Annotated in this window: 18 protein-coding genes; 1 reads left to right on the top strand and 17 read right to left on the bottom strand. The window is 32.6% G+C overall.

Going from position 1 to position 24,097, the window contains the following annotated elements:
- Nucleotides 1–182: 182 nt before the first annotated feature.
- From Z054_RS0115840 to Z054_RS0115855, 4 genes are all read right to left on the bottom strand, one after another.
- Entirely contained in the window at nucleotides 183–1,955 is a 1,773-nt protein-coding gene (locus tag Z054_RS0115840; protein ID WP_024771026.1) for an AMP-dependent synthetase/ligase, read from the bottom strand.
- Between the two features lie 333 nt (nucleotides 1,956–2,288).
- Complete coding sequence (locus Z054_RS0115845) at nucleotides 2,289–2,846, bottom strand: isochorismatase family protein (RefSeq protein WP_024771027.1); 558 nt, start codon at nucleotides 2,844–2,846, stop codon at nucleotides 2,289–2,291.
- On the bottom strand, nucleotides 2,843–6,517 hold the full coding sequence (gene purL / locus Z054_RS0115850; RefSeq protein ID WP_024771028.1) for a phosphoribosylformylglycinamidine synthase: 3,675 nt from the start codon (nucleotides 6,515–6,517) through the stop codon (nucleotides 2,843–2,845). The genes Z054_RS0115845 and purL overlap by 4 nt, the downstream gene beginning before the upstream one ends.
- 251 nt (nucleotides 6,518–6,768) lie before the next feature.
- Nucleotides 6,769–7,977, bottom strand: coding sequence for an RsmB/NOP family class I SAM-dependent RNA methyltransferase (locus Z054_RS0115855; protein ID WP_024771029.1), 1,209 nt, complete (start codon nucleotides 7,975–7,977; stop codon nucleotides 6,769–6,771).
- Between the two features lie 83 nt (nucleotides 7,978–8,060).
- Here Z054_RS0115855 and Z054_RS0115860 point away from each other — a divergent pair, with 83 nt between their 5' ends.
- Nucleotides 8,061–9,125 (top strand): WD40/YVTN/BNR-like repeat-containing protein, encoded by a 1,065-nt coding sequence (locus Z054_RS0115860; protein ID WP_024771030.1) that lies wholly within the window; start codon nucleotides 8,061–8,063, stop codon nucleotides 9,123–9,125.
- A gap of 49 nt (nucleotides 9,126–9,174) precedes the next feature.
- Here Z054_RS0115860 and Z054_RS0115865 read toward each other — a convergent pair whose 3' ends face one another.
- From Z054_RS0115865 to Z054_RS0115925, 13 genes are all read right to left on the bottom strand, one after another.
- Nucleotides 9,175–9,621, bottom strand: coding sequence for a hypothetical protein (locus tag Z054_RS0115865; protein WP_024771031.1), 447 nt, complete (start codon nucleotides 9,619–9,621; stop codon nucleotides 9,175–9,177).
- A 108-nt stretch (nucleotides 9,622–9,729) separates the two neighbouring features.
- Entirely contained in the window at nucleotides 9,730–10,254 is a 525-nt protein-coding gene (locus Z054_RS0115870; protein WP_024771032.1) for a hypothetical protein, read from the bottom strand.
- A gap of 31 nt (nucleotides 10,255–10,285) precedes the next feature.
- Nucleotides 10,286–10,834, bottom strand: a complete 549-nt coding sequence (locus Z054_RS0115875; RefSeq protein WP_024771033.1) for an RNA polymerase sigma factor — start codon at nucleotides 10,832–10,834, stop codon at nucleotides 10,286–10,288.
- Nucleotides 10,835–13,273: 2,439 nt separating this feature from the next.
- The gene (locus Z054_RS30345; protein ID WP_084050391.1) at nucleotides 13,274–15,832 is read right to left on the bottom strand and encodes a GEVED domain-containing protein; all 2,559 of its coding nucleotides are present in this window, start codon (nucleotides 15,830–15,832) and stop codon (nucleotides 13,274–13,276) included.
- A 483-nt stretch (nucleotides 15,833–16,315) separates the two neighbouring features.
- Nucleotides 16,316–18,142 (bottom strand): ABC transporter ATP-binding protein, encoded by a 1,827-nt coding sequence (locus Z054_RS0115885; RefSeq protein ID WP_024771035.1) that lies wholly within the window; start codon nucleotides 18,140–18,142, stop codon nucleotides 16,316–16,318.
- Between the two features lie 31 nt (nucleotides 18,143–18,173).
- A complete protein-coding gene (locus Z054_RS0115890) occupies nucleotides 18,174–19,901 on the bottom strand; it encodes a phospho-sugar mutase (protein ID WP_024771036.1) in 1,728 nt (575 codons plus the stop codon).
- Nucleotides 19,898–20,023 (bottom strand): hypothetical protein, encoded by a 126-nt coding sequence (locus tag Z054_RS32600; protein ID WP_262482440.1) that lies wholly within the window; start codon nucleotides 20,021–20,023, stop codon nucleotides 19,898–19,900. The genes Z054_RS0115890 and Z054_RS32600 overlap by 4 nt, the downstream gene beginning before the upstream one ends.
- Nucleotides 20,024–20,185: 162 nt before the next feature.
- Nucleotides 20,186–21,133, bottom strand: coding sequence for a glycosyltransferase family 2 protein (locus tag Z054_RS0115900; RefSeq protein ID WP_024771038.1), 948 nt, complete (start codon nucleotides 21,131–21,133; stop codon nucleotides 20,186–20,188).
- A 164-nt stretch (nucleotides 21,134–21,297) separates the two neighbouring features.
- Entirely contained in the window at nucleotides 21,298–21,822 is a 525-nt protein-coding gene (locus Z054_RS0115905) for a DUF4199 domain-containing protein (RefSeq protein ID WP_024771039.1), read from the bottom strand.
- A gap of 23 nt (nucleotides 21,823–21,845) precedes the next feature.
- Nucleotides 21,846–22,370, bottom strand: a complete 525-nt coding sequence (locus Z054_RS0115910) for a DUF4199 domain-containing protein (RefSeq protein WP_024771040.1) — start codon at nucleotides 22,368–22,370, stop codon at nucleotides 21,846–21,848.
- A gap of 23 nt (nucleotides 22,371–22,393) precedes the next feature.
- The gene (locus Z054_RS0115915) at nucleotides 22,394–22,918 is read right to left on the bottom strand and encodes a DUF4199 domain-containing protein (protein ID WP_024771041.1); all 525 of its coding nucleotides are present in this window, start codon (nucleotides 22,916–22,918) and stop codon (nucleotides 22,394–22,396) included.
- A 24-nt stretch (nucleotides 22,919–22,942) separates the two neighbouring features.
- Complete coding sequence (locus Z054_RS0115920) at nucleotides 22,943–23,467, bottom strand: DUF4199 domain-containing protein (RefSeq protein WP_024771042.1); 525 nt, start codon at nucleotides 23,465–23,467, stop codon at nucleotides 22,943–22,945.
- A 23-nt stretch (nucleotides 23,468–23,490) separates the two neighbouring features.
- A complete protein-coding gene (locus Z054_RS0115925) occupies nucleotides 23,491–24,015 on the bottom strand; it encodes a DUF4199 domain-containing protein (RefSeq protein ID WP_024771043.1) in 525 nt (174 codons plus the stop codon).
- Between the last annotated feature and the right edge of the window lie 82 nt (nucleotides 24,016–24,097).

A 24,097-nucleotide genomic window follows, 5' to 3' on the forward strand; every position in this document is an offset into this window, starting at 1 on the left:
TATGAATGTAAAGGTAAGGAAATTTATTATGCGTGCATAATAAATAAAGTAAAAAATTGAGAAAAGTTGATGTAATGTACACTTTTTTGCTGAATTAATAAAAAAACTCCCCATAAAATGAGGAGTTTACTGATTAACAGTTAAAGCTTACATGCATTTTGCGTTGCAATCAGTTAATTGAATTAGCCATAAATTTTAGAATAAAGATCTTTGTATTTTTCTTTTATTATTTTCCTTTTTAATTTCATAGTAGGAGTGAGGTGACCCGCATCAATACTCCATTCATCTGATGTAAGTTCGAATCGTTTCACACGTTCCCATTTTCCGAACTTTTTATTATGCTCGTCGACTTCTTCCTGGTAACGATCAATAATTGATTGATTTTTAAGAGCTTCTTGCATAGAGTCACCCATTTGTATGCCTTTACGCTCTGCCCATTCTTTTAGAAACTCGAAATTGGGTTGTATAAATGCTGCCGGCATTTTTTCTCCTTCTCCGATTACCATTATTTGCTCAATAAAACGGGATTGTTTCATGGCATTTTCTATTAATTGCGGAGCGACATATTTACCACCAGAAGTTTTAAACATTTCTTTTTTACGATCGGTAATACGCAAAAACCCATCATTATCGATTTCACCAATATCTCCGGTATGGAAATACCCGTCTTTTAATACCTCTTTAGTTTTTTCTTCATCTTTATAATAGCCTAACATTACTTGAGGACCTTTTACCAAAATTTCACCATCTTCTGCTATTTTCACTTCAGTTTCAGGGATCATTCTTCCTACAGAGCCTATTTTCATTCCTCTGTTTCCTGTTTCATTTACAGAGATTACAGGAGACGTTTCTGTAAGACCATATCCTTCCATAACTCCCATCCCTGCCGCATTAAATATTCGTGCAAGTCTTGGCTGTAGTGCAGCACTACCAGAAGCAATTAATTTTAAATTACCTCCCAGAGCTTCCTGCCATTTACTGAAAATAAGTTTTCGAGCGAGACCTAATTTTTTCTCATACCACCAGCCATTTGCTCCATAAGGTTCGTATTTTAATCCCAGATCTACTGCCCAAAAGAATAATTTCTTTTTAATCCCTGTAAGATCAGCTCCTTTGGCAATAATTTTGTCATATACTTTTTCTAGTAACCTTGGTACTGCGGTCATAACCTCGGGTCTAATTTCCTTTAGGTTATCACTAATAGTTTCTAAAGATTCTGCAAAATATATGCTCACACCACGGTATTGATATAAATACATTAACATTCTTTCATAAATGTGGCATACGGGAAGAAAGCTTAAGGCTTTTGTTTCTCCATCTACAATAGGGAATCTGGAAGAACTATTTATCGAATTGCTTACTACATTTTTATGACTTAACATCACACCTTTAGGCCTTCCTGTTGTTCCTGAAGTATATATTAAAGTTGCAAGATCATCTTCTTTTACAGAAGCCATGATTTCCTCTACTTCTGATTGATTGCTATCGTCTTTACCTAATTCAAGAACTTCATCCCAATTTTTACAACCTGAAATATCATTATAAGAATATACTTCTTTTAATGAAGGTACATTTGCCTTAATGTTTTTAACTTTTTGAAATACTTCTTCGTCTGAAACAAAACAATATGCTGCTTCAGAATGATTTAAAACATATTCGTAATCTTCTTGAGAAATTGTTGGGTAAATGGGAACATCTTGTGCACCAATTTGAAGAACACCAATGTCGGTTATATTCCATTCTGTTCTGTTATTAGAAGATATAATTGCTATTTTGTCATTAGGTTTTACTCCTAACCGTAATAAACCACGGCTAATTTGATTTGCTTTCTCTACATATTCTTTAGTAGAAGTTGCAATCCATTCACCATTATATTTAGTTATTAAAGCCTTGTCTAAATTAAAGTTTTTTAATTGATAATGTGGGAAATCAAATAATCTCGTAATTTTCGTCATAAGTTGTTTTAAAATAATTTTTGTAGCATTCTAAAGCTCCTTTCAGATGGTTATTTTTAAAAATAATTGGGTGATTAATTTACGTATAAACAAATTAGATTACACCACTATTTAAGAACTTAAAAGAACTACTATGCGCGCATAGTTTTGCAAATTATAAAAAATCTTATAATACACAACTCTAAGATATAAAAAAAAGGTGCTGTAAATTGTTAACTCTTTAATATTTTATCGTTTTTAATAAAATATCTGCCATTTATAGATTCAAAAATAGCTTTATAACATATAAATAGGATAATCTCTTAACAAATTAAGGGATGTATTCTATACCTATTAATGACTTGTTAGATTGTTTTTTATCTGCTCAAAGTTTTTTACATCTATTTTTCCTTTGGTAGGAATCATATTTTGCCACACCCAATTGTAATGCTCAATTACTTTTTCAGCTTTTAAGTGTGGCCTGTCTCCTGTGGTATGACCATCTTCTACTACAGTTATGTTATAGTCCTTTGTTAAAGCTGACTGGACAGTTGATTCTACACAAAAATCAGTTGCACAACCTGTAATAAATAACTCATCAATATTTAAATCGTTTAGCTTTGATTGTAACTTTGATTTATAAAATATATCATTTGCGTACTTATCTATAAAAACGTCTGTTGATTTTATCTTTAAGTCATCTAGTAACTCCCATTCTGTTGTATTTGGTACAAATTCATTTGTTTTTGTACCATCATGTTGAATAAAAAATACTGAAAAATCAGAAGCTCTAAATAGTTGTGCAAGCGTATTGATTCTATTTACAACTCCTTTTGCATCAAAGCGTGGAGTTTTTGGAGTAAAAGAACCCTTTTGCATGTCAATTATTAAGAGTGCTTTTCTGTTTTTCATTCAGAAGCGTTTTTCTCTAACCATTTTCTGGCGTTTACAAAGGCTTCGATCCATGGGGATACTTCATCATGTCTATCTTGCGGATAGTTGGCCCAGTTCCATTGAAAAATTGAACGCTCAATATGAGGCATCATTACCAAATGGCGACCAGTTTTATCTGTCATCATAGCTGTGTTGTAATTTGATCCATTAGGGTTAGAAGGGTATCCTTCGTATCCATATTTTGCTACAATGTTATATTGATCTTCTGGTAACGGTAGGTCAAACTTTCCTTCACCATGAGAAATCCATACTCCCAGTGTACTTCCTGCCAAAGTAGATAGCATTACAGAATTGTTATCCTGTACTTTTACAGAAGTGAAACCACTCTCATGCTTATGAGAATCATTGTAGGTTAGTTTACCGTGTTTTTCATGTTCTGGATTAATAACTTCTAGCTCCATAAACAACTGGCAACCGTTACAGATACCTACAGATAGAGTGTCTCCTCTTTTAAAGAATTTTTTTAAAGCTGTATTTGCTTTTTCGTTATACAAAAAGGCACCTGCCCATCCTTTTGCAGATCCTAAAACGTCACTATTAGAGAAACCTCCTACGGCTCCAATAAACTGAATATCTTCTAATGTTTCTCGACCAGATATCAAATCGGTCATGTGTACATCTTTTACATCAAAACCTGCCAGATACATGGCATTGGCCATTTCTCGTTCAGAATTACTTCCTTTTTCACGTATGATAGCTGCTTTTGGTCTTTTAAGCTTATCAGAAATGACTGGTCGTTTACCATTAAAGTGTTTTGGAAAAGAATAGTGTAATGGTTGATCTGTATAATTTTTAAATCGATCTTTTGCTAAATCATTTGCGGTTTGTTTCTGATCTAATAAGAAAGAAGTTTTATACCATGTATTTCTTAATTCTTCTATAGGAAGATCAAAGGAGTCATTTTGATTTTTAATTGATAAAGAAGCTTCTTCTTTTATGATACCAATATTGAAAAACTCAATGTTATTTTTAGAAAGAATAGACTCGATATCTGAGTTTGAAGCACTCTGAAAAATAATTCCTGAGTTTTCTGCAAACAATAACTTAATTGAGTCAGATTCTCCAATTTTGGTAAGATCAAGCTCTGCTCCAAGATTAAGATCTGCAAAACACAACTCTAATAATGTAGTGATCAAACCTCCTGAAGCTATATCATGACCTGCTACAATTTTATCTTCTCTAATTAGATCTTGAATCACGTTAAAGGTGTTCTTAAAATCAGCTGCGTCCTTAATATTTGGTGCTTCAGAACCAATTTTATTTAACATTTGTGCAAAAGAAGAGCCTCCAAGTTGATGTTTATCATTAGAAAGGTTAATATAATAGATATCACCACCATTTTTTTGTAAAACGGGTTCAACAATTTTGGTGATGTCATTACAATGTGCAGCTGCAGATATCACTACGGTTCCGGGAGCAATAACTTCTTCATTTGGGTATTTTTGCTTCATAGATAGTGAATCTTTACCCGTAGGTACATTGATTCCTAAATCAATAGCAAAATCTGAAATTGCTTTTACAGCTTTATATAATCTGGCATCTTCTCCTTCATTTTTACAAGGCCACATCCAGTTTGCGGATAATGAAACGGAGTGTAATCCCTCATTTAGCGGTGCCCATATCATATTAGTCAATGCTTCGGCAATCGAATTTTTACTGCCCGCTTCTGGGTTAATCAAGCCTGAGATAGGAGAATGCCCAATACTAGTTGCAATACCTTCTTTACCATTGTAATCCAGCGCCATTACTCCACAATTATTTAGAGGTAATTGTAATGGTCCAACACATTGTTGTTTAGCAACTTTTCCTCCTACGCATCGATCTACTTTATTGGTTAACCAATCTTTACAGGCAACAGCTTCTAGTTGTAGTACCTGTTCGAGATAGTTTTGAAAATTTTCTTTGTTATATGAAATGTTTTCATAATTACGCTCAATGGTTTTATCATTCATTATAGTCTTAGGAGAACTGCCAAACATATCTTCTAATGCCAGATCCATTGGTGTATCTCCTTTGGTCTTGGACTGAAAGGTAAAACGGTGATCTCCGGTAACATCTCCTACTTCATACATGGGTGAGCGTTCGCGCTCTGCAATACGTTGCAGTGTATCTATATTTTTTTGCCCGATAACTAATCCCATACGTTCCTGGGATTCGTTACCGATGATTTCTTTTGCCGATAATGTTGGGTCTCCTACAGGTAGTTTATCCAGATCAATTTTTCCTCCGGTTTCTTCTACTAGTTCAGAAAGACAGTTAAGATGGCCTCCTGCACCATGATCGTGTATGGATACAATTGTATTTTCTTCATTTTCTACCATACCTCTAATTGCATTAGAGGCACGTTTTTGCATTTCTGGATTAGAGCGCTGTATCGCATTTAATTCGATACCACTACTAAATTCTCCTGTATCTGCAGAAGATACAGCAGCACCTCCCATACCAATTCGATAATTTTCTCCTCCCAGGATTACAATTTTATCTCCTTTCTCTGGGGTAGCTTTGATAGCTTGTTCGGCTTTACCATATCCAATACCACCTGCCTGCATAATTACTTTGTCGAAACCAAGTTTACGGGTATTTTCTTCGTGCTCAAAAGTGAGTACAGATCCTGTGATTAGAGGTTGACCAAATTTATTCCCAAAATCAGAAGCTCCGTTAGAAGCTTTTATCAAAATATCCATTGGAGTTTGGTATAGCCAATCTCTTTCTGTCATAGCTTTCTCCCATGGGCGGTTATTTTCTAATCGCGAATATGAGGTCATATATACTGCTGTCCCGGCAAGAGGCAAGGAGCCTTTTCCTCCGGCAAGACGATCTCTGATTTCTCCTCCAGATCCTGTAGCAGCTCCATTAAATGGTTCTACTGTGGTCGGAAAATTATGTGTTTCCGCTTTAAGCGAAATCACACTGTTAAATTCGGTTTCCTGATAAAAATCAGGTTTATCAGCAGTTTTTGGAGCAAACTGAGTAACTCTTGGTCCTTTTATGAAAGCTACATTATCTTTATAAGCAGAAACAATATCGTTTGGATTTATCTCTGATGTTTTTTTAATTAACTTAAAAAGCGAAGTAGGTTGTTCCTCTCCATCAATTACAAAAGTCCCATTAAATATTTTATGACGACAGTGTTCAGAATTTACTTGCGAAAATCCAAAAACTTCTGAGTCCGTAAGTTGTCGTCCTATTTTTTTGCTAACTCCTTCGAGGTATTCAATCTCTTCGTTATTAAGAGCTAAACCTTCGGCGATATTATAAGCAGCAATATCATCAATTTCAATGATCGATTCTGGCTTTATATCAATAGTATAGATATCCTGATTTAATAGATCATACTTTTGAGAAAGCATAGGGTCAAAATCAATATAATCTTTTGTAACGGTTCGAAATTCTTCTATTCTAATAATTCCTTCTATACCCATATTCTGAGTGATCTCTACGGCATTGGTACTCCACGGAGTAATCATTGCGGCACGAGGACCAACAAAAAAAGCGTCAATAGACGCCACAGATAGTTGAGGTTGGTTGCCAAATAACCAGGTTAATTTTTTGATGGTTGAAGGAGAGATTTCATTGTTTGTTTGAACTGCAAATACTTTCTCGTTTTGGTTTCCGAAGAAATGGATCATACTTCGATTATTTGTGTTGATTTTTATTAAGCTGCAAATTTACTACTTTCTTACTAAAATTTGGTATAAAACTAAGATAGAATCCCAGAGTTATTCACTGAATTTTGAACAATAGAAAAGAGATAAAATGTAATAACCGAATTTCGTAATACTACAGTATTGATGTTTCTATAGTTTTTAGAAGGTTTTGCATCTTTGCAAGAGTGAAATTTTTATATAAGTGTATACATATTATTGTATACAGATACTTTTTATTTTCTTTCTAGTAGGGCCATATAAAACCCATCATATCCTGATTTATGTGAAAGTACTTTCTTGTCTTTGATCAAGGTGAAATCATTTCCGATTTCTTTAGAAAGGAAACTTTTTACCTGATCTTGATTTTCTGATGGTAAAATAGAACAGGTAGCATATACTAATTTTCCTCCAGATTTTACCATTTTAGAATAATTCTCAAGTATTTCGGCTTGTGTATGCTTGATTTTATCTAAAAATTCTGGTTGTAATTTCCATTTGGCATCTGGGTTTCGTCGTAAAACACCCAAACCACTACATGGGGCATCAATAAGAACACGATCTGCTTTGCCATATAATTTTTTGATGTCTTTTGTGCTTTCTATGACTCGGGTTTCGATATTATGGGCACCATCTCTACGAGCTCTTCTTTTAAGCTCTTTTAGTTTATTACCATAAATATCCATAGCGATAACCTGTCCTTTATTTTGCATCAAGGCAGCCAAATGAAGGCTTTTACCGCCTGCACCTGCACAAGTATCTACAACACGTTGCCCAGGTTGTACTTCTAGAAAATCAGCTACCAATTGAGAAGAAGCATCTTGTACTTCAAATAATCCGTTTTTGAATGCTTCTGTGGTAAATACATTGGTTCTTTCGACAAGCTTAAGCGCATCTGGATATCCTTTAATGAATTCGGTATCGATGTTTTCGTCTTCCAGTAGACTTCTAAGTTTTTCTCTTGATGTTTTTAAGGTATTTGCACGAAGAATTACAGGAGCCTGCTCATTAAGTGCGGTAATTTCTTTATCCCACAGTTTACCTAGTTCTTGTTCTCCCAATTGATCCATCCAATCGGGGATAGACTCTTTGAATTTTCTTATTTTGCTTAATTCATCAAAACGTCCTTTAATACGACGGGTAGGCGTAGGGCCAATTTGTTTCCAATCGGGCAAAGAAATTCCTCTTAGAGTGGCCCAAACAGCGAAAACTCTCCATAAGTTATCTCTGGAGAAAGGTTCTTTTACTTCGGCTATTTCGGTATATAAGCGTTTCCATCTTACGATTTCGTATACGGTCTCTGCAACAAAACTACGATCACGTGATCCCCATCTTTTGTCTCGTTTCAGTAATTTCTGAACCACTTTATCTGCATAGCTTCCTTCATTAAATATTTCATGTAATCCATCTATAACAGCAAAGACAAGATTTCTATGTAAACGCATTGTATTTTTTTTAAGGTGTGCAAAGGTAGACCTTTGTGATCAAATACTATTATATTTGACTATAATTATTGATATAGGAACCTATGAAATTAATCTGCACCTTATTATTTGTTTTGACTTTTGTTTTTTGCACTACAGAAGAGAAAGTAGTTACTCATAATTTTTCTAAAGTTGAAATAGAAGTTATTTTAAAAGATTCTATAAGTATACGAGCCTTAGATATATATAATGATACTTTGATTGGTTTTGGATTTAATAAAGGGTACGGGTTTGTGAACCTTACTACAAAAAAGAAAGCTATTGTCGAGTTTTCGGAGAGCGATACTATAGAAAAAAAGGAAAACTGGATTGCAGAACAACGTGCTGTTGGTTTTACTGATAAGTCGTTTTTTAGTCTGGGAGTGAGTTCTCCTGCAAGATTAAGAAAAATAGATAGCGAAAGTAAAGAAGAAAAAATAGTATATACCGAAATGCATAAAAAGGTATTTTATGATGCAATAGCATTTTGGAATGCTAAAGAAGGAATTGCAATGGGAGATCCTACAGATACTTGTTTATCGATAATTATAACAAGAGATGGGGGAGAAACCTGGAAAAAAGTTTCTTGTAATGATCTACCTGAGACTTTTGTTGGAGAAGCAGCATTTGCTGCTAGTAATGGAAACATTGCAATTGTAGGCGATAAGACGTGGATAGCGACAGGAGGGATGAAGTCTAGGGTGTTTTACTCTCCTGATAAAGGAAAAACATGGGAGGTTTTTGATACTCCGATCATTCAAGGAAAAGAAACCACAGGAGCGTATTCTGTTGATTTTTATGACGAGAATAATGGAATCATTTTTGGAGGAGATTATACAGCTCCAAAAAGTAACGAGGCAAATAAAGCGATTACAAAAGATGGAGGAAAAACCTGGGATTTGGTGTCAGATGGCAGTGGAGCAGGGTATAAGAGCTGTATACGATATATACCTAATGGTGGTGGTAAAGAAATGATAGCTGTTGGATTTACTGGAATATCAATTTCTAATGATCTTGGAAGAAGTTGGAAAGAGCTAAGTAAAGAAGGTTTTTATACAGTAAGATTTATAAATGATAGTACTGCAATAGCAGCTGGTAAAGGAAGAATTGCTAAACTGGTTTTTAAATAAAAAAAAGAGGTTTATTATAACCCCTTTTTCTGTTTTTATTACAACGGTGTTAATGCCTTTTTCTTCGTTCTTTAATTCTTGCCAGCATACGTTTATGAAAATCTGCTTCTGCTTTTATGAGTTTTAGAATCTTCTTATTAGGTATGGCCTTCTTTAAATCGACGATTAATTTTTTTCGGGACTGTGATTTCTGTTCTTCAACCTCCAGAAAGCTGTTTATAGCATCTTCGGCTTGCTTATCACTTAAACCAGTGGGGTTGTCGTTGGATTCTTTTATACTTTTAATTAATTTACGTTCTTGACGTCTAAGTTTTCCAACGGTCTCTTCATGTGCATTATAAACAGGCCAGAATTGCTGTGCTTCTTTACTGGTTAAATCTAATTTTTCAGTAATATATGCAATTTTAAATGCCTTTATTTTTTCTCTTGACCCGTGTTGAGCAAAAGCACCTATATAAAAACAGGCAAAGCAAATAAGTAAAACTATCTTTTTCATGTGTATGTTTTATTGTTTTAGAGGTCACATGTAATCTTTGACGATTAAAAGAATTATAGATTGATGTTTTAATAATTATTTTAATCGAGTCGGTTTCATGTGTATGTTTTATTCTGTAAATATAATTTCATCATCTAAGTCCTCTTCAGATAAATATTCTAATAAAGTTTCATCATCGATTAATTCTTTTTCGAATGTTTCAGAATATGTAATATCATCATCTAATAGAGCTGCTATTTCTGTAGTACTAAGTTCAATATCTTCTTCGGTAAAATAAGCATGTATATCGGCAACTTCGATAGAGTTAAAATTTAATTCTGATTCTTTAGGTATGGATATAGATATAATAATAGCAATCATTGCTGCAATACCAGAGAGATATAAAATATTTTTCCTGGTTCGTAATGAGATAAGTTTCCCTTTGGGTTTATCATCATCAATTTTTTGCAATATATTACCTTCTAAAGTAGTAAAATAGTCTTCGGGGATTTTAAAACCCGAATCCATTTTGGAACTCAGTTGGTTATCTTTATCAGAAGCTATTTTTTCAAAAAGTTTACTTTCGAAACTTTCAAAATAACCTTCTGGTACTTTAAAACCGTCATTGTTTTTATGTGATTTATCTTTTTTCACTGGTAGTATGACTTTTTTATTTTAAAATGGTTTAATCTTTTTTTAAAAATTCTTCAATTTTTTTTGAAGCTAAATGATACGAAGCTTTTAATGCTCCTTCACTGGTCTCCAGAATTTCTGACATCTCACGATATTTTAGTTCCTGAAAATATTTCATATTAAAGACCTGTTGTTGTTTTTGTGGCAAAGTAGCTATAGCCTTTTGCAACATTAGTTGTATCTGATCTCCTTCATAATAAACATCAGCTTCGAGGTTCTGAATTAATTGTAAACTTAACTCTTCATTACTAATATTATATTTTTTTGCTTTTTGATTTAGAAAAGTAATAGACTCATTTGTGGCTATACGATATAACCAAGAGTATAATTTACTATCTCCTTTAAACTTTTTTATATTCTTATACACTTTAATAAACACATTTTGTAGTATATCATCTGTATCGTCATGATTTTTTACCATATTTCTGATATGCCAATAAAGGCGCTGTTGATATATAGCAACAAGCTTACCAAAAGCGGTATTTATATCCTCGTCTGATTGTAAGGCAATAAGTAGGTCTTGTTCTTCCTGAGTGTTCAAAGGTAAAATTAGTTTTATCGAAATGATCAATTATTTGATCTTGGTACTACTATATGACTAATGTACATAAAAAAGGTTTAATCATGTTTCAAATAATATTTTGTAGGAATTTTGTAGGATTAAATGTTAAATCTAATGATTATTTACTTTTTTTATAGATAAAAAGCACTTTTTGTTTGGTCAATTGAAAATAAATACTATCTTTACAGTGTAATAATGATTGAGTTCTTTCATTTCCCCCAAGATGAAAGTTTTTTATAAAAGTGAGTTTTAATTTTAGAGTAAGCCCCTAAATTAAGATGATTTGTGTGAAGAGAAAGAGTGCGAAAGCACTCTTTTTTATGTTTAATACTTTTTGTTAGGCATTATTTTGAAATATTCATATTTGTAAGTAAAAGACTACATATTATAATATTTATTCTTTTTTTAGAAGCTAAAACACATAATTATTAGATAAAGTACATTTTTTATTTGGTGGATTAAAAATAAATGCTATCTTTACAGTGTAATAATGATTGAGTTCTTTCATTCCCCCCAAGATGAAAGTTTTTATAAAAGTGAGTTTTAATTTTAGAGTAAGCCCCTAAATTAAGATGATTTGTGTGAAGAGAAAGAGTGCGAAAGCACTCTTTTTTATGTTTAATACTTTTTGTTAGGCATTATTTTGAAATATTCATATTTGTAAGTAAAAGACTACATATTATAATATTTATTCTTTTTTTAGAAGCTAAAACACATAATTATTAGATAAAGTACATTTTTTATTTGGTGGATTAAAAATAAATGCTATCTTTACAGTGTAATAATGATTGAGTTCTTTCATTCCCCCCAAGATGAAAGTTTTTATAAAAGTGAGTTTTAATTTTAGAGTAAGCCCCTAAATTAAGATGATTTGTGTGAAGAGAAAGAGTGCGAAAGCACTCTTTTTTATGCTTAATATATTCGATAACTTTTATTTAAAGAAAACTTATTCTTTAAATAAAATCTAATATTTGTGAGAATTATACTACATGATAATAGTTTTTTTTGAAAAAATACTGTTAAAAAGTACTATTTACAGATAAAGTTCGATTTTTATTTGGACGTACCGGATTTTTGTATTATATTTACATCATAATTAAAGAGAGTTAGTCCTTCCATTCCCCCCAAGATGGAAGATGTTAATAAGAGTGAGTTTTAATTTTAGAATAAGCCCCTAAATTAAGATGATTTGTGTGAAGAAAAAGAGTGCGAAAGCACTCTTTTTTATGCTTAATACTTTTGTTAGGTGCTGTTCTTGAATATTAACATTTGTAGGTTAAAGGCTACAAATTTTAATATTTATTTAATTTTATAAAGTTAAAACACGTAATTATTAGATAAAATACATTTTTTGTTTGGTAGATCGAAAATAATTACTATCTTTACAGTGTAATAATGATTGAGTTCTTTCATTTCCCCCAAGATGAAAGTTTTTTATAAAAGTGAGTTTTAATTTTAGAGTAAGCCCCTAAATTAAGATGATTTGTGTGAAGAGAAAGAGTGCGAAAGCACTCTTTTTTATGCTTAATACTTTTGTTAGGTGCTGTTCTTGAATATTAACATTTGTAGGTTAAAGGCTACAAATTTTAATATTTATTTAATTTTATAAAGTTAAAACACGTAATTATTAGATAAAATACATTTTTTGTTTGGTAGATCGAAAATAATTACTATCTTTACAGTGTAATAATGATTGAGTTCTTTCATTTCCCCCAAGATGAAAGTTTTTTATAAAAGTGAGTTTTAATTTTAGAATAAGCCCCTAAATTAAGATGATTTGTGTGAAGAGAAAGAGTGCGAAAGCACTCTTTTTTATGCTTAATATATTCGATAACTTTTATTTAAAGAAAACTTATTCTTTAAATAAAATCTAATATTTGTGAGAATTATACTACATGATAATAGTTTTTTTTGAAAAAATACTGTTAAAAAGTACTATTTACAGATAAAGTTCGATTTTTATTTGGACGTACCGGATTTTTGTATTATATTTACATCATAATTAAAGAGAGTTAGTCCTTCCATTCCCCCCAAGATGGAAGATGTTAATAAGAGTGAGTTTTAATTTTAGAATAAGCCCCTAAATTAAGATGATTTGTGTGAAGAAAAAGAGTGCGAAAGCACTCTTTTTTATGTTTTATCTTTTCGATAGTTTTAATTTAAATACAATTTTTTATAGATAAAGTATAGTTTTATGGGGTTAAAATCAATTTTTGATTTGTGAAAATGCCTTGTCAGTCAGAAATGTAAAATTCTTCCAGTTCTAACATCTTTGATTAGATATCGTTCTTTTTTCCAAAAGAGCTATAGTTAAGCTTGTTTTGAGTTTGTATTTTTATGAAATACATGAATTCAACAATAACCACAAAAAAAAAGGCCATCCCTAGAGATAGCCTTTTATAACTATTAATTAGACTATTATTGTTTTATAAATCTTTTGGTAACAGCCAACCTTTTAGAAACAAACCTTACAAAATACATACCTGTAGTAAATTGTGAGACATCAATATCATGAGAACCCACACTTGGGTTTATCTTTTTAATGATTGCTCCTGTGGATGCAAATATTATGATCTCATCATAATCACCTCCCAAAATGTCAATAGTTAACTTTGATTTTGCTGGATTAGGATGTATTTTAATATTTCTTTTTGAGTTTTGAGTGAATGATCTCAATGTTTCTACATTATTAATAGCAGTGACTCCAGTTCCAAGATTAATTGTGTAGTCTTCCACTTCACCATATGTGAAAGTTTCACAAGAGGTTGGAATTCCATTATACTTCATTGAAACTCTCATTCTAACCGAAGTTTTAGAAGTTCCGCTAGGAACTGTAAAAGATCCGCTATTAGAAGTATTAGTAGAAGCGGCTTTAGACCAAACTAATTCTCCCGAATCATTAAAATCCCCATTATTATTGTAATCAATCCAAACTGCATATGCTTCAGAGTATGTGGTTCCTGTCCAGGTAGGAACAACCGTAACAGTATATGTTTGACCTTCGTTTAAATCTGTAGAAATTGAAGTGAAATCTGAATAAAATTGTGCGCCAGAACTCTTGTTGATTGTATTTAACTGAACATTGCTAATAAACTCATCGTTTACATTTGTACTCGCAGAGCTACAATAAGTAACAGTGGTTCCAGTCGTAGTGAACGAAGTAGTAGCATTTCCAGAAACATTCCCAGCAGCATCTTCAGCAGTTACAGAAGCAGCATACGTGGTTGAGGGGGAAAGCCCAGTAACGTTAAAAGTAGCAGTTGTAGAAGTACCAACAACAGTACCACCTATAGAGATATTATAGCGAGCTACACCCACATTATCTGTAGATGCGGTCCAATTAAGTACTGATCCACTAGATGTGATGTTACTAGCAGTCAAATTAGTAGGGTTCGTCGGTGCTTCAGTATCAGGAGTACCCGCTTCAATTTGAAATTTTCCAACGACACCTTTTCTACCACCCTTCATATACTCGGTAATAAACCAAAAAGAAGAATCATCAGATGGATCTACATCAATCTTGCTATAATCCCCATATCGGGTACCACTAATATTTCCAGTTCCATTTGCGATGAGTCCTTCTGTACTTGTCATTGTTCCTAATGGGTCAGCACTCAATCTACCTGTAAAATAAGAACTTACCCTAACTGTTGTTGAAGTTGTAGGTCCTGACATAGATGTATACCCCATTCCTATATTGCCGTTTCCATCCATTGCAAGACTTGCGTTCCAGGCATGTCTTCCATCTGGTGCGGTATACGTGCCTTCTTGATATAAAGACCAAGGCTGATTATCCCCACTCTGTCGAAATTCGTACCAACGTACTCCTGCTAGTTTACCTGAGCCAGCATCTGTATCGACTACAAAATTAAAAAGCGCCGAATTATGAGTTGCAAATTTTCTAAATTGAGCTTGATTCATAATTGTTGCTTGTAATGCATCAATAGTAGAGCCTCCTCCGGGTTGGCTTAAATTAGAAAAACTTCCACCATCAAAAACACTAATAAAAGGCGTTGTATTGATTTCCTGAGGATTTGAAACTGTCGAGCTTCCTGGCGTAGTCCAATTTATATTAGCAGTCCAAACTTTAATATGATCCACAGATACTCCGCTCCAAGCATTGTCCTGTAAATAGACTATGGTAGCACCTCCAGGAGCAGGTAAATTGCCATTAGTAACATTTAAAGCTTGTGGACTATGAAAACCACTGGTAACAATCCCCGGAAGTTTAAAACCAATAATTTGAGCCGCAGAATTTCCCGCCAACATAGCAGTCCTTTCTAATACCCAGAGTTTATTAGTACCTCCCGTATTTTCGGTAATATAGTATCCATCACTCCAGACAGATAATTTTTGATAATCCTTTATACCTGGGATATTGTATATATACCACCCTGCTGTTAATGGGTTAGGGCCATCTGAAACCGCCACCTGAGCTCCGGATCCCAGAAACGAAAGTACCCATCTATCTGCTGCATTATCATAGGATGCCGTAAGGTCACAACAGCCACCCGAAGGGAAAATAGCAGGATTAGGAGCGGTTTGACCTAACAATTGATTACCAGATTTATCATAAATCATAAACCCAGTATTATAAACCACCATCACATGATTAGGGCCTATGGCCATAGAGGGATCTGTCGGTTGAGAATTTGATGAATAGGTGTCAAAAACAAGGCTGGCAGGAGCTCTTTTCATGCTTTGTTCCTTTTCATGTTTATTTCTTACGAAGTAATCATTTTTCGTTTGAGGGTCTTTGCCAGATACAATTTGATTTCCTAATGATTTTTTATCTTTTGCCTCCCTAACCGAATTGTCTGGGGGGGTAAGATCATTGGGTCTTGATTCTAGAGATGATACATACTCTACAGAAGATATCTTTCCATGATAGAAAGCTTTAGTGTCATTTTCTTGTGCGCGAGTCATAAAAGAAACGGCGAACAATAGCGGTAATAATAATAAATTTTTTAGTTTCATTGAGTTTGTTTTAAGAGATTTAACTGACTTAAAGTTAGATAAATAACATCGGGAATTTTAATTTCAATACACCTTTTTTTTATTTAATGGTAAGGCCATATTGTTAATATGTGCTAACCTTTGTTTTATGCCTTTTTGACCATCTAGTCAAGTAATCTTTATCAAAAAAATACGATTAGATACTTTAAACTCTCATCATTTTTTAGATAAATTAGAGATTGTAGTTAGGAATACAGAAAACATAACCGATGAGATAATCAATGGATATTTGAAATACTGCGGATGAAGAAATGGTGGTAATTACAACTTATACCATTTCAAAGTTAAATTGGTATTAATATTGGAACAAGCAGAGGGGGGAGATATCAATCCGAGTTGTTTTTATTGAGTAAACTTTAACCAGAAATAGTTCTTAGAAAATTCAAACCCCTGTACTTAATAGTTACAGGGGTTTTTGTCGTTTTATTGTTTACTATAAACTCTTTATTGATCTAATGATTGCATATTCACCAATTTTTGATAAATACCGTCTTTAGAAATAAGCTCATCATGTGTACCTTGTTCAACAATTTTCCCTTTTTGCATTACAACGATTAGATCAGAATTTTGTATTGTAGATAATCTATGAGCGATCACAATGCTTGTTCTGTTTTTCATCATATTCTCTAATGCGGATTGCACCAATCGTTCACTTTCGGTATCTAGGGCAGAAGTAGCTTCATCCAAAATCATGATCGGAGGATTTTTTAATACAGCACGAGCTATAGATAAACGCTGCTTTTGTCCGCCACTAATTTTATTACCGCTATCTCCAATATTTGTTTCGATCCCAGCTGGTAAATCTTTTACAAATTCCCAGGCATTGGCAATTTTTAAAGCTTTTATAATTTCTTCGTCAGATGCAGATGGATCTCCAACCAACAAATTATTTTTTATAGAGTCATTAAATAAAATTGAATCCTGGGTAACCAATCCCATGAGATCTCTTAAGGAGTGTTTGGTTAGATCTTTAATATCTACACCATCTATTTTAATATTTCCTTTGTTTACATCATAAAAACGAGTAACCAGATTGGCGATAGTGGATTTACCACTACCAGACTGACCAACTAGTGCAACAGAACTACCTTTAGGTACTTTTAAAGAAAAATCATTTAATACATACTCATCTTCATATTTAAAGGATATATTCTCTAGAGTAATATCAGTGGTAAACTCTTTTTTCTCTTTTGCATTTGGGTGATCTTGTAGAGGAGAGGTCGTATTTAATATTTCTAGTACACGCTCTGCCGCTGCATTACCTCTTTTTACTCCATAACTTGCTTTAGAAATGGCTTTTGCTGGCGTAAGAATATTATAAGCAAGACCCATATACACAATAAAAAGCCCTGGATCCAAAGATTTTTCTACTAGTACCATTTGCCCTCCATACCATAATAAAATAGAGATAACAGTTATACCCAAAAACTCACTTGTTGGGGATGCAAGATTTTGTCTGTTAAGTAGCGTATTCGAAAAATTATAGAAACGAGAAGTAGATTCCTGGAACTTTTTACCAAATATTTTTTCAGCATTAAATCCTTTGATTACTTTTAATCCACCAAGAGTTTCTTCGACAATAGAAAGAAAGAACCCTTGTTCTTGTTGTACTTTATCAGAGTGTTTTTTTAACTTCTTTCCAATTAAAGAAATCAAAAACCCTGATATCGGAATAAAAATAAAGACAAATATTGTTAATTTTAAACTTATCAATAACATGGTCAATATCGTAAATAGAATCATCAAAGGCTCTCTTACGATAAGTTCTAATATAGATAAAAAGGAATGTTGTATTTCTAGAACATCTGTAGATATTCTAGCCATAGTATCTCCTTTTCTTTTTTCTGAAAAATATGACAGTGGTAATTCTACTGTCTTTTTGTATAATTCATTACGTACATCTTTTAAAACACCATTTCTTAGAAATGTAATAAAGTACATTGCCAGGTAATTAAAAATATTCTTAAGAAAGAACATACTTATTACAAGAACCACCATAAAAATTAGGACATCCTCACTACCTTGATCGGCTTTTTGTGTTACAAAATAATTAAGATAATCTTCACCATATTCTTTAGCTTTTAATATGCCTTCCCATTTTGGTTTAACCCTAATTTTTTCAGTTTTGTCAAAAAGAACCTTTAGCATGGGAAATAAAGATACCATAGATAGTGTTCCGAAAAGGGCATAAAAAATATTAGAAATTATATTTAATATAGCATATACTTTATAGGGTTTCGCAAAGCGAAGGATTTGTTTAAAATAATTCATTAAAAATATACTGAACAGCTATCACTGTTATTTAAGTTAATTGTAAATCTTTTTTGATGGCTTCAATTCTACCATCTAATTGTTGTTGCACAGCAGTAAAGTCAGCACTTGTATGAAGTGATTCCTGTACACTGATATAAAATTTTATTTTTGGTTCTGTTCCGCTTGGTCTGGCAGCAATTTTACTTCCTGCTTCGGTATAAAATATCAAAACATTTGATTTTGGGATATCGATACTATGCTCTGTATGATCCTGAACGTTTTTGGCAATCCCGGTTTGATAATCCTCGATCAATACTACTTTTTCTTCATTTAGAGATTTTGGAGGATTATTTCTTAAATCCACCATAGTTTGTTTAATCTCTGCAGCACCATCGATTCCTTTTTTCACCAATGAAACCAAATGTTCCTTGTAAAAACCATGTTTTGTATATAAATCTAATAAAGTGCTATAAAAAGAACTACCATTTGCTTTAGCAAAAGTAACAATCTCACAAGCGAGTAGGGTAGACGTTACTGCATCTTTATCTCTAACAAAATCACCTACCATAAATCCAAAACTTTCTTCACCACCACCAATAAAATGTTGGTCAGGGAAATCTTTGATTAATTTGGCAATCCATTTAAAACCGGTTAATACTTCTTTGTATTCTACACCGTAGGCCTGGGCCAGACTTTGCATCATAGGAGTAGATACTATGGTAGAGGCAATAAATTCATTACCTGTAAACCCTTGTTTTTTATAATTTTCTAACAAAAACCAGGTCATTACAATCATAGTTTGGTTTCCGTTAAGTAATTGTAATTCCCCTTGATTATTACGTATAGCTATTCCTAATCGATCACAATCAGGATCAGTACCGATTACAATATCTGCATCAACTTTGGTAGCGAGTTCCATTGCCATTGCTAAGGCTTCTGGTTCTTCTGGGTTAGGAGATTTTACGGTAGGAAAATTACCATCGGGTTCTGCTTGTTCTTTTACGATATGTACATTTTTGTATCCTGCTTTTTGAAGAGTCTCGGGTACAGCAGTAATAGAAGTACCGTGTAAAGAAGTAAAAACAATTGTCGTATTGTCTTTTGCTTCCTGAGTAGCTGCAAAACTTCCGTTTTTAACACTTTGTTCAATAAAAACAGTATCAATTTCCTGATCTATTTTTTGAATAAGACTGGGATTGGCATCAAATTGAATATCTGAATATTTTAATGCATTTATTTCTGCAATAATCTCACCATCTTGCGGCGGAACCAATTGTCCGCCATCCTGCCAGTATACTTTATATCCATTATATTCTGGTGGATTATGACTCGCAGTGAGAACAATACCACAATGACAGCCTAATTCTCGCACGGCAAAAGATAATTCTGGAGTAGGACGAAGGCTGGAGAATAAATAGACTTTAATACCATTAGCAGAAAATACATCTGCAACTACTTGCGCAAGCGTATCACTATTATGTCTACAATCATAAGCAATTACTGCTTTAGGTTGTTCTCCCGGAAATTGCTTGATCATATAATTACTTAACCCTTGTGTGCTTTTTCCCAAGGTGTATTTATTGATTCGATTGGTTCCCACGCCCATGATACCACGCATACCTCCGGTACCAAATTCGAGATCTTTATAAAAGCTCTCTTTTAATTCTTCTGAATTAGTATCCTGTAAATTTTTAATTTCTTTTTGAGTAGTGGTATCAAAAACCGGAGTTAACCACTCGTCAACTCTTAGGTTTATATCAGAATCTGTGATTTTCATGCTTGTGATTTTAGTGCAAAAATACTATTTAATTTTGGTAAAAAAGTTTCGAAATACGCATAAACTGCTTCGATATTTAATTCATCATGACTTTTTATGTCTGCAAAATGAATTTGGGACATTAAGAACTCATCTTGACTTTTTGATTTTAAGCGAAAATTAGGAGTTTTTCGTTCTGTTGAAGGCTTTTTTGAATTGCATAGCAGGGCTATGGAAGGAAAAAAAGACGAAAACAGGGCTAAAAACAGCAATTTTTCAGCAAATTGAAAAAGTTAAGATGGGTTCTAAAGATGTATCTTTTCTGCAATGCTATATCGCTCTTTACTTCGTTTACTGGTTAGGATAATTTCGCCTAAGAATCCTGCCAGAAAGAACTGCGTTCCTAAAATCATAGAGGTTAACGCTACATAAAACTCGGGGCGTTGTGCGATAAGCCTCCCTTTGGTTTCTATAAAAAGTTTATCGATCCCTAGGTATAACGAAAAGCAGAATCCTATAATAAAAAGCAAGGTACCGATAAGACCAAAAAAGTGCATGGGTCTTTTCCCGAAACGCGACATAAACCAAATGGTGATTAAGTCTAAAAAACCGTTAATAAAACGACTCATCCCAAATTTGGTTTTACCGTATTTTCGAGCCTGGTGTAGCACTACTTTCTCGCCGATTTTTGCAAAACCGGCATTTTTGGCAAGTACAGGGATATAACGATGCATCTCGCCATGTACATCTATGTTTTTTATTACGATATTTTTATACGCCTTAAGTCCACAATTAAAATCATGTAATTTAACACCAGATGTTTTTCTGGCCGCAGCATTAAATAATTTTGAAGGTAGATTTTTGGCAATAACAGAATCGTATCGTTTCTTTTTCCATCCGGAAATAAGATCATATCCTTCTTTGGTGATCATATCATACAATTCTGGAATTTCTTCTGGATTGTCTTGTAAATCAGCATCCATAGTAATGATCACATCTCCCAGAGCTGTGCCAAATCCAGCATGTAATGCCTGTGATTTTCCAAAGTTTTTTAAGAAACGAATTCCTTTTACATTTGGATCTTTTGTTGATAATGCAGAGATCGTATCCCACGACCCATCGGTACTACCATCATCGATAAAGATAATTTCATAAGAAAAAGAATTGGATTGCATAACTTTTGCAATCCAATTGTATAATTCATTAAGTGATTCCTGCTCATTAAGCAGTGGTATGACCACAGATATATTCATATATTAATATAAGTCTTGTTTCTTTTGCTATTATAGAAAAAGCATGAATGTTCAAATATAATGAAATGTTGTTATTTGTAGTATATATTTACTACAATCATAATAATTTAGAGAGAAATTCCTTTTTATTAAGTTTAGTATAGGTGTGAAATTATTTAAGTTAATTATAAATCTTTTTTTCTAGCTAATATGAGTCCAGCAATTAAAACGTAAATAGACCCAAATATTACTTTGTCTATTAAATCAAATGTAATTCGAAAATAAATAGTATTAAACATTTGGGAAAATGCTAGTTGTTCATGTAGTTCTTCAGGAGTTATACTAGGGTTACGCCTAATTATTCCATCTCGACTAGTTTTCATCATTCTATTGGCTAAATCGGGTTCTAGTATTGTTTCTTCTAAAACTAACCAAATTATAGATATAATGGCTGATATTAGGACTATTCCCATACCAATTTTTAAAGCGCTTTTTAGTTTTAAAAAACCATTGTTAGCATATTTATATTTATATACTCCATACATTATTATACCAAATCGAACAGTTATATCAAGAGTAGTATGAACCCAGTTTCTGCTTATGGTATTATCAGTAGAGTACATCATGAAGCCATAAGCTACAGATATCAATCCTAGGATTGATCCATAAGTAAAGATATATTTTCTAGTAGAAATAGCGTTGGATTCCATTACGTACTTTATTTTTTGGATTATTATAAGTTCTGTTTTTTGTGTAGGATTGCTCCTGTGATAAAGGAAATTATAAATCCTAAGAATAAATTTTCAATAATTGAAAATAATGATTTTAGAAATGAAGAGCTAAGTTTTTCAGCTTGTTCCATAGCCTGAAGCACTTCTCTTGGCGACATATTTGGATTGTGAAGAATCATCCTTTCTCGTTGAGAGTCGAGTGATTGGTTAATCATATCAGGCTCTATAATGTTATATAATAAAAGATACCATGTGAAAATGATTATTCCACCGACTAAAGAAATACCCATGCCTATTTTTAAAGCTTTACCTAATTTTAAAAAACCATTATTGTTTGATTTATAGGTGTATATACCATAAGTAATAACTCCAATGAGTACAGCTAAAGTTACTATGGAGTAACCCCAGTTTTTGGTAGTCAAATTATCGGTTAGATAAAGAATAATACCATAAATAGAGGGTGTAACTCCTAAGATTATGCCATATTTAACAATATGTTTTCCGGCAGAAATTTTATTATTTTCCATTAGGTGTTTTAATTTTTTGGATATTATAAATTTTGTTTTTTGTGCATTATAAGCCCTCCTAGTAAAGTAATAATGAATCCAAATAATAAATACCCTGTTAAAGAAAAAGCAGATGATATATACAGTGAATTATTTTTTTTGACTATTTCCATGCTTTTATGCATTTGTTGAGGAGACTTATCTAGGTTTTGCAGAATTATTTTTTCTTGTTTTTTATCTAGTATTTGGTTGGTCATATCTGACTCCACTAAGTTTATAAAAAAAACATTCCAAATAATGGATATTACTCCCCCTAACAAAGCAATATTTGTCCCAATTTTTAAAGCTGTTCCTAATTTCAAAAAACCATTATTTTTAGATTTATATGCGTGTATTCCATAGATAATAACTCCAATAAGTATTATTGTGCCTGCTACTGTAAAACCCCAGTGTCCATCAACGATATTATCTGTTAAATAAACAACAATATTATACATCACTGATGAAATTCCCAAAATCACTCCATATTTGATGATATATTTTCTAGCAGAAATAGTGTTAGTCTCCATTATGTGTTTTAATTTTTTGGACTATTATAAGTTTCGTTTTTTATGCATTATTGCTCCTGCGATTAAGGAAATTATAAATCCTAATAACAATCTCCAGAATAGCCCGATTGTATTAACTATATATGAAGAACTGAATTTTTTCGAAAATTCCATGGTTTCGTTTACTTTTTCAGGAGACATTTCTGGATTATTTAGAATCATCTTCTCTCGTTGAGTATCGAGTATTTGGTTGAATAAATTTGGTTCTATAACGTTAGATAGTAAAACATTCCATACGATCGTTATTATCCCTCCTATTAGAGAAATACCTAAACCTATTTTTAAAGCCTTTCCTAATTTTAAAAAGTCATTATTATTTGATTTGTAGCTGTATAATCCATAAATAATGATGCAAAAGGGTATAGCAATATTTATTGTTACATGGATCCAATGTTCACTAGTAATATTATTGGTCAGGTAAAGAAAGACGTTGTATATGACAAATGTAATCCCCAAAATTACTCCATATTTAATGATATATTTTTTAGTAGAAATAGTTTTGGTTTCCATTGGTTATTGTAGTTTATGGTTTGTTATAAGTTTTGCTTTTTATGCATGATTGCTCCTGCGATTAAGGAAAATATAAAACCTAATGATAAACGCCAAGTTAACAGAATTATATACCTTATATAAGAATAACTATATTTTTCAATTACTGCCATTTCTTGGTGTACTTCTTTTAGGGTTAAACCAGGATTGTCTAAAATCATTTGCTGTCGCTGAGATTCTAATCTTTGGTTCATCATATTAGGTTCTATTAGATTTAGTAACAAGACATCCCAAATAATAGATATGAAGCACCCAATTAAAGCAATGCAAAAACCAATTTTTAGAGCTGCTCCATATTTCAAAAAACCACTATTTGCTAATCGATATTCTCTTATTCCAAAGAAAATCGGTGTAATATGTATAACTAATTCAATAATTGAAAACAACCAGTGAGAGTCAGATGTACCAATGGTTAAATAACGGATGATGCCTAATGCAATCCATGCAATACCACTGATTAATCCATATTTGATGATGTATTTTTTAGTAGAAATATCGTTGGTTTCCATTGGTTATTGTAAATTATGGTCTGTTATAAGTTTTTCTTTTTGTGCATAATAGCTCCTGCGATTAAGGAAATTATAAATCCTA

This window comes from Aquimarina macrocephali JAMB N27 (assembly GCF_000520995.1).
Classification (GTDB): Bacteria; Bacteroidota; Bacteroidia; order Flavobacteriales; family Flavobacteriaceae; genus Aquimarina; species Aquimarina macrocephali.

What these genes read in the sequence shown, in the direction of transcription:
- Z054_RS0115840 (WP_024771026.1), bottom strand. Translation starts at nt 1,955, where the DNA reads ATGACGAAAATTACGAGATTATTTGATTTCCCACATTATCAATTAAAA.
- Z054_RS0115845 (WP_024771027.1), bottom strand. Translation starts at nt 2,846, where the DNA reads ATGAAAAACAGAAAAGCACTCTTAATAATTGACATGCAAAAGGGTTCT.
- purL (WP_024771028.1), bottom strand. Translation starts at nt 6,517, where the DNA reads ATGATCCATTTCTTCGGAAACCAAAACGAGAAAGTATTTGCAGTTCAA.
- Z054_RS0115855 (WP_024771029.1), bottom strand. Translation starts at nt 7,977, where the DNA reads ATGCGTTTACATAGAAATCTTGTCTTTGCTGTTATAGATGGATTACAT.
- Z054_RS0115860 (WP_024771030.1), top strand. Translation starts at nt 8,061, where the DNA reads ATGAAATTAATCTGCACCTTATTATTTGTTTTGACTTTTGTTTTTTGC.
- Z054_RS0115865 (WP_024771031.1), bottom strand. Translation starts at nt 9,621, where the DNA reads ATGAAAAAGATAGTTTTACTTATTTGCTTTGCCTGTTTTTATATAGGT.
- Z054_RS30345 (WP_084050391.1), bottom strand. Translation starts at nt 15,832, where the DNA reads ATGAAACTAAAAAATTTATTATTATTACCGCTATTGTTCGCCGTTTCT.
- Z054_RS0115885 (WP_024771035.1), bottom strand. Translation starts at nt 18,142, where the DNA reads ATGAATTATTTTAAACAAATCCTTCGCTTTGCGAAACCCTATAAAGTA.
- Z054_RS0115890 (WP_024771036.1), bottom strand. Translation starts at nt 19,901, where the DNA reads ATGAAAATCACAGATTCTGATATAAACCTAAGAGTTGACGAGTGGTTA.
- Z054_RS32600 (WP_262482440.1), bottom strand. Translation starts at nt 20,023, where the DNA reads ATGTCCCAAATTCATTTTGCAGACATAAAAAGTCATGATGAATTAAAT.
- Z054_RS0115900 (WP_024771038.1), bottom strand. Translation starts at nt 21,133, where the DNA reads ATGAATATATCTGTGGTCATACCACTGCTTAATGAGCAGGAATCACTT.
- Z054_RS0115905 (WP_024771039.1), bottom strand. Translation starts at nt 21,822, where the DNA reads ATGGAATCCAACGCTATTTCTACTAGAAAATATATCTTTACTTATGGA.
- Z054_RS0115910 (WP_024771040.1), bottom strand. Translation starts at nt 22,370, where the DNA reads ATGGAAAATAATAAAATTTCTGCCGGAAAACATATTGTTAAATATGGC.
- Z054_RS0115915 (WP_024771041.1), bottom strand. Translation starts at nt 22,918, where the DNA reads ATGGAGACTAACACTATTTCTGCTAGAAAATATATCATCAAATATGGA.
- Z054_RS0115920 (WP_024771042.1), bottom strand. Translation starts at nt 23,467, where the DNA reads ATGGAAACCAAAACTATTTCTACTAAAAAATATATCATTAAATATGGA.
- Z054_RS0115925 (WP_024771043.1), bottom strand. Translation starts at nt 24,015, where the DNA reads ATGGAAACCAACGATATTTCTACTAAAAAATACATCATCAAATATGGA.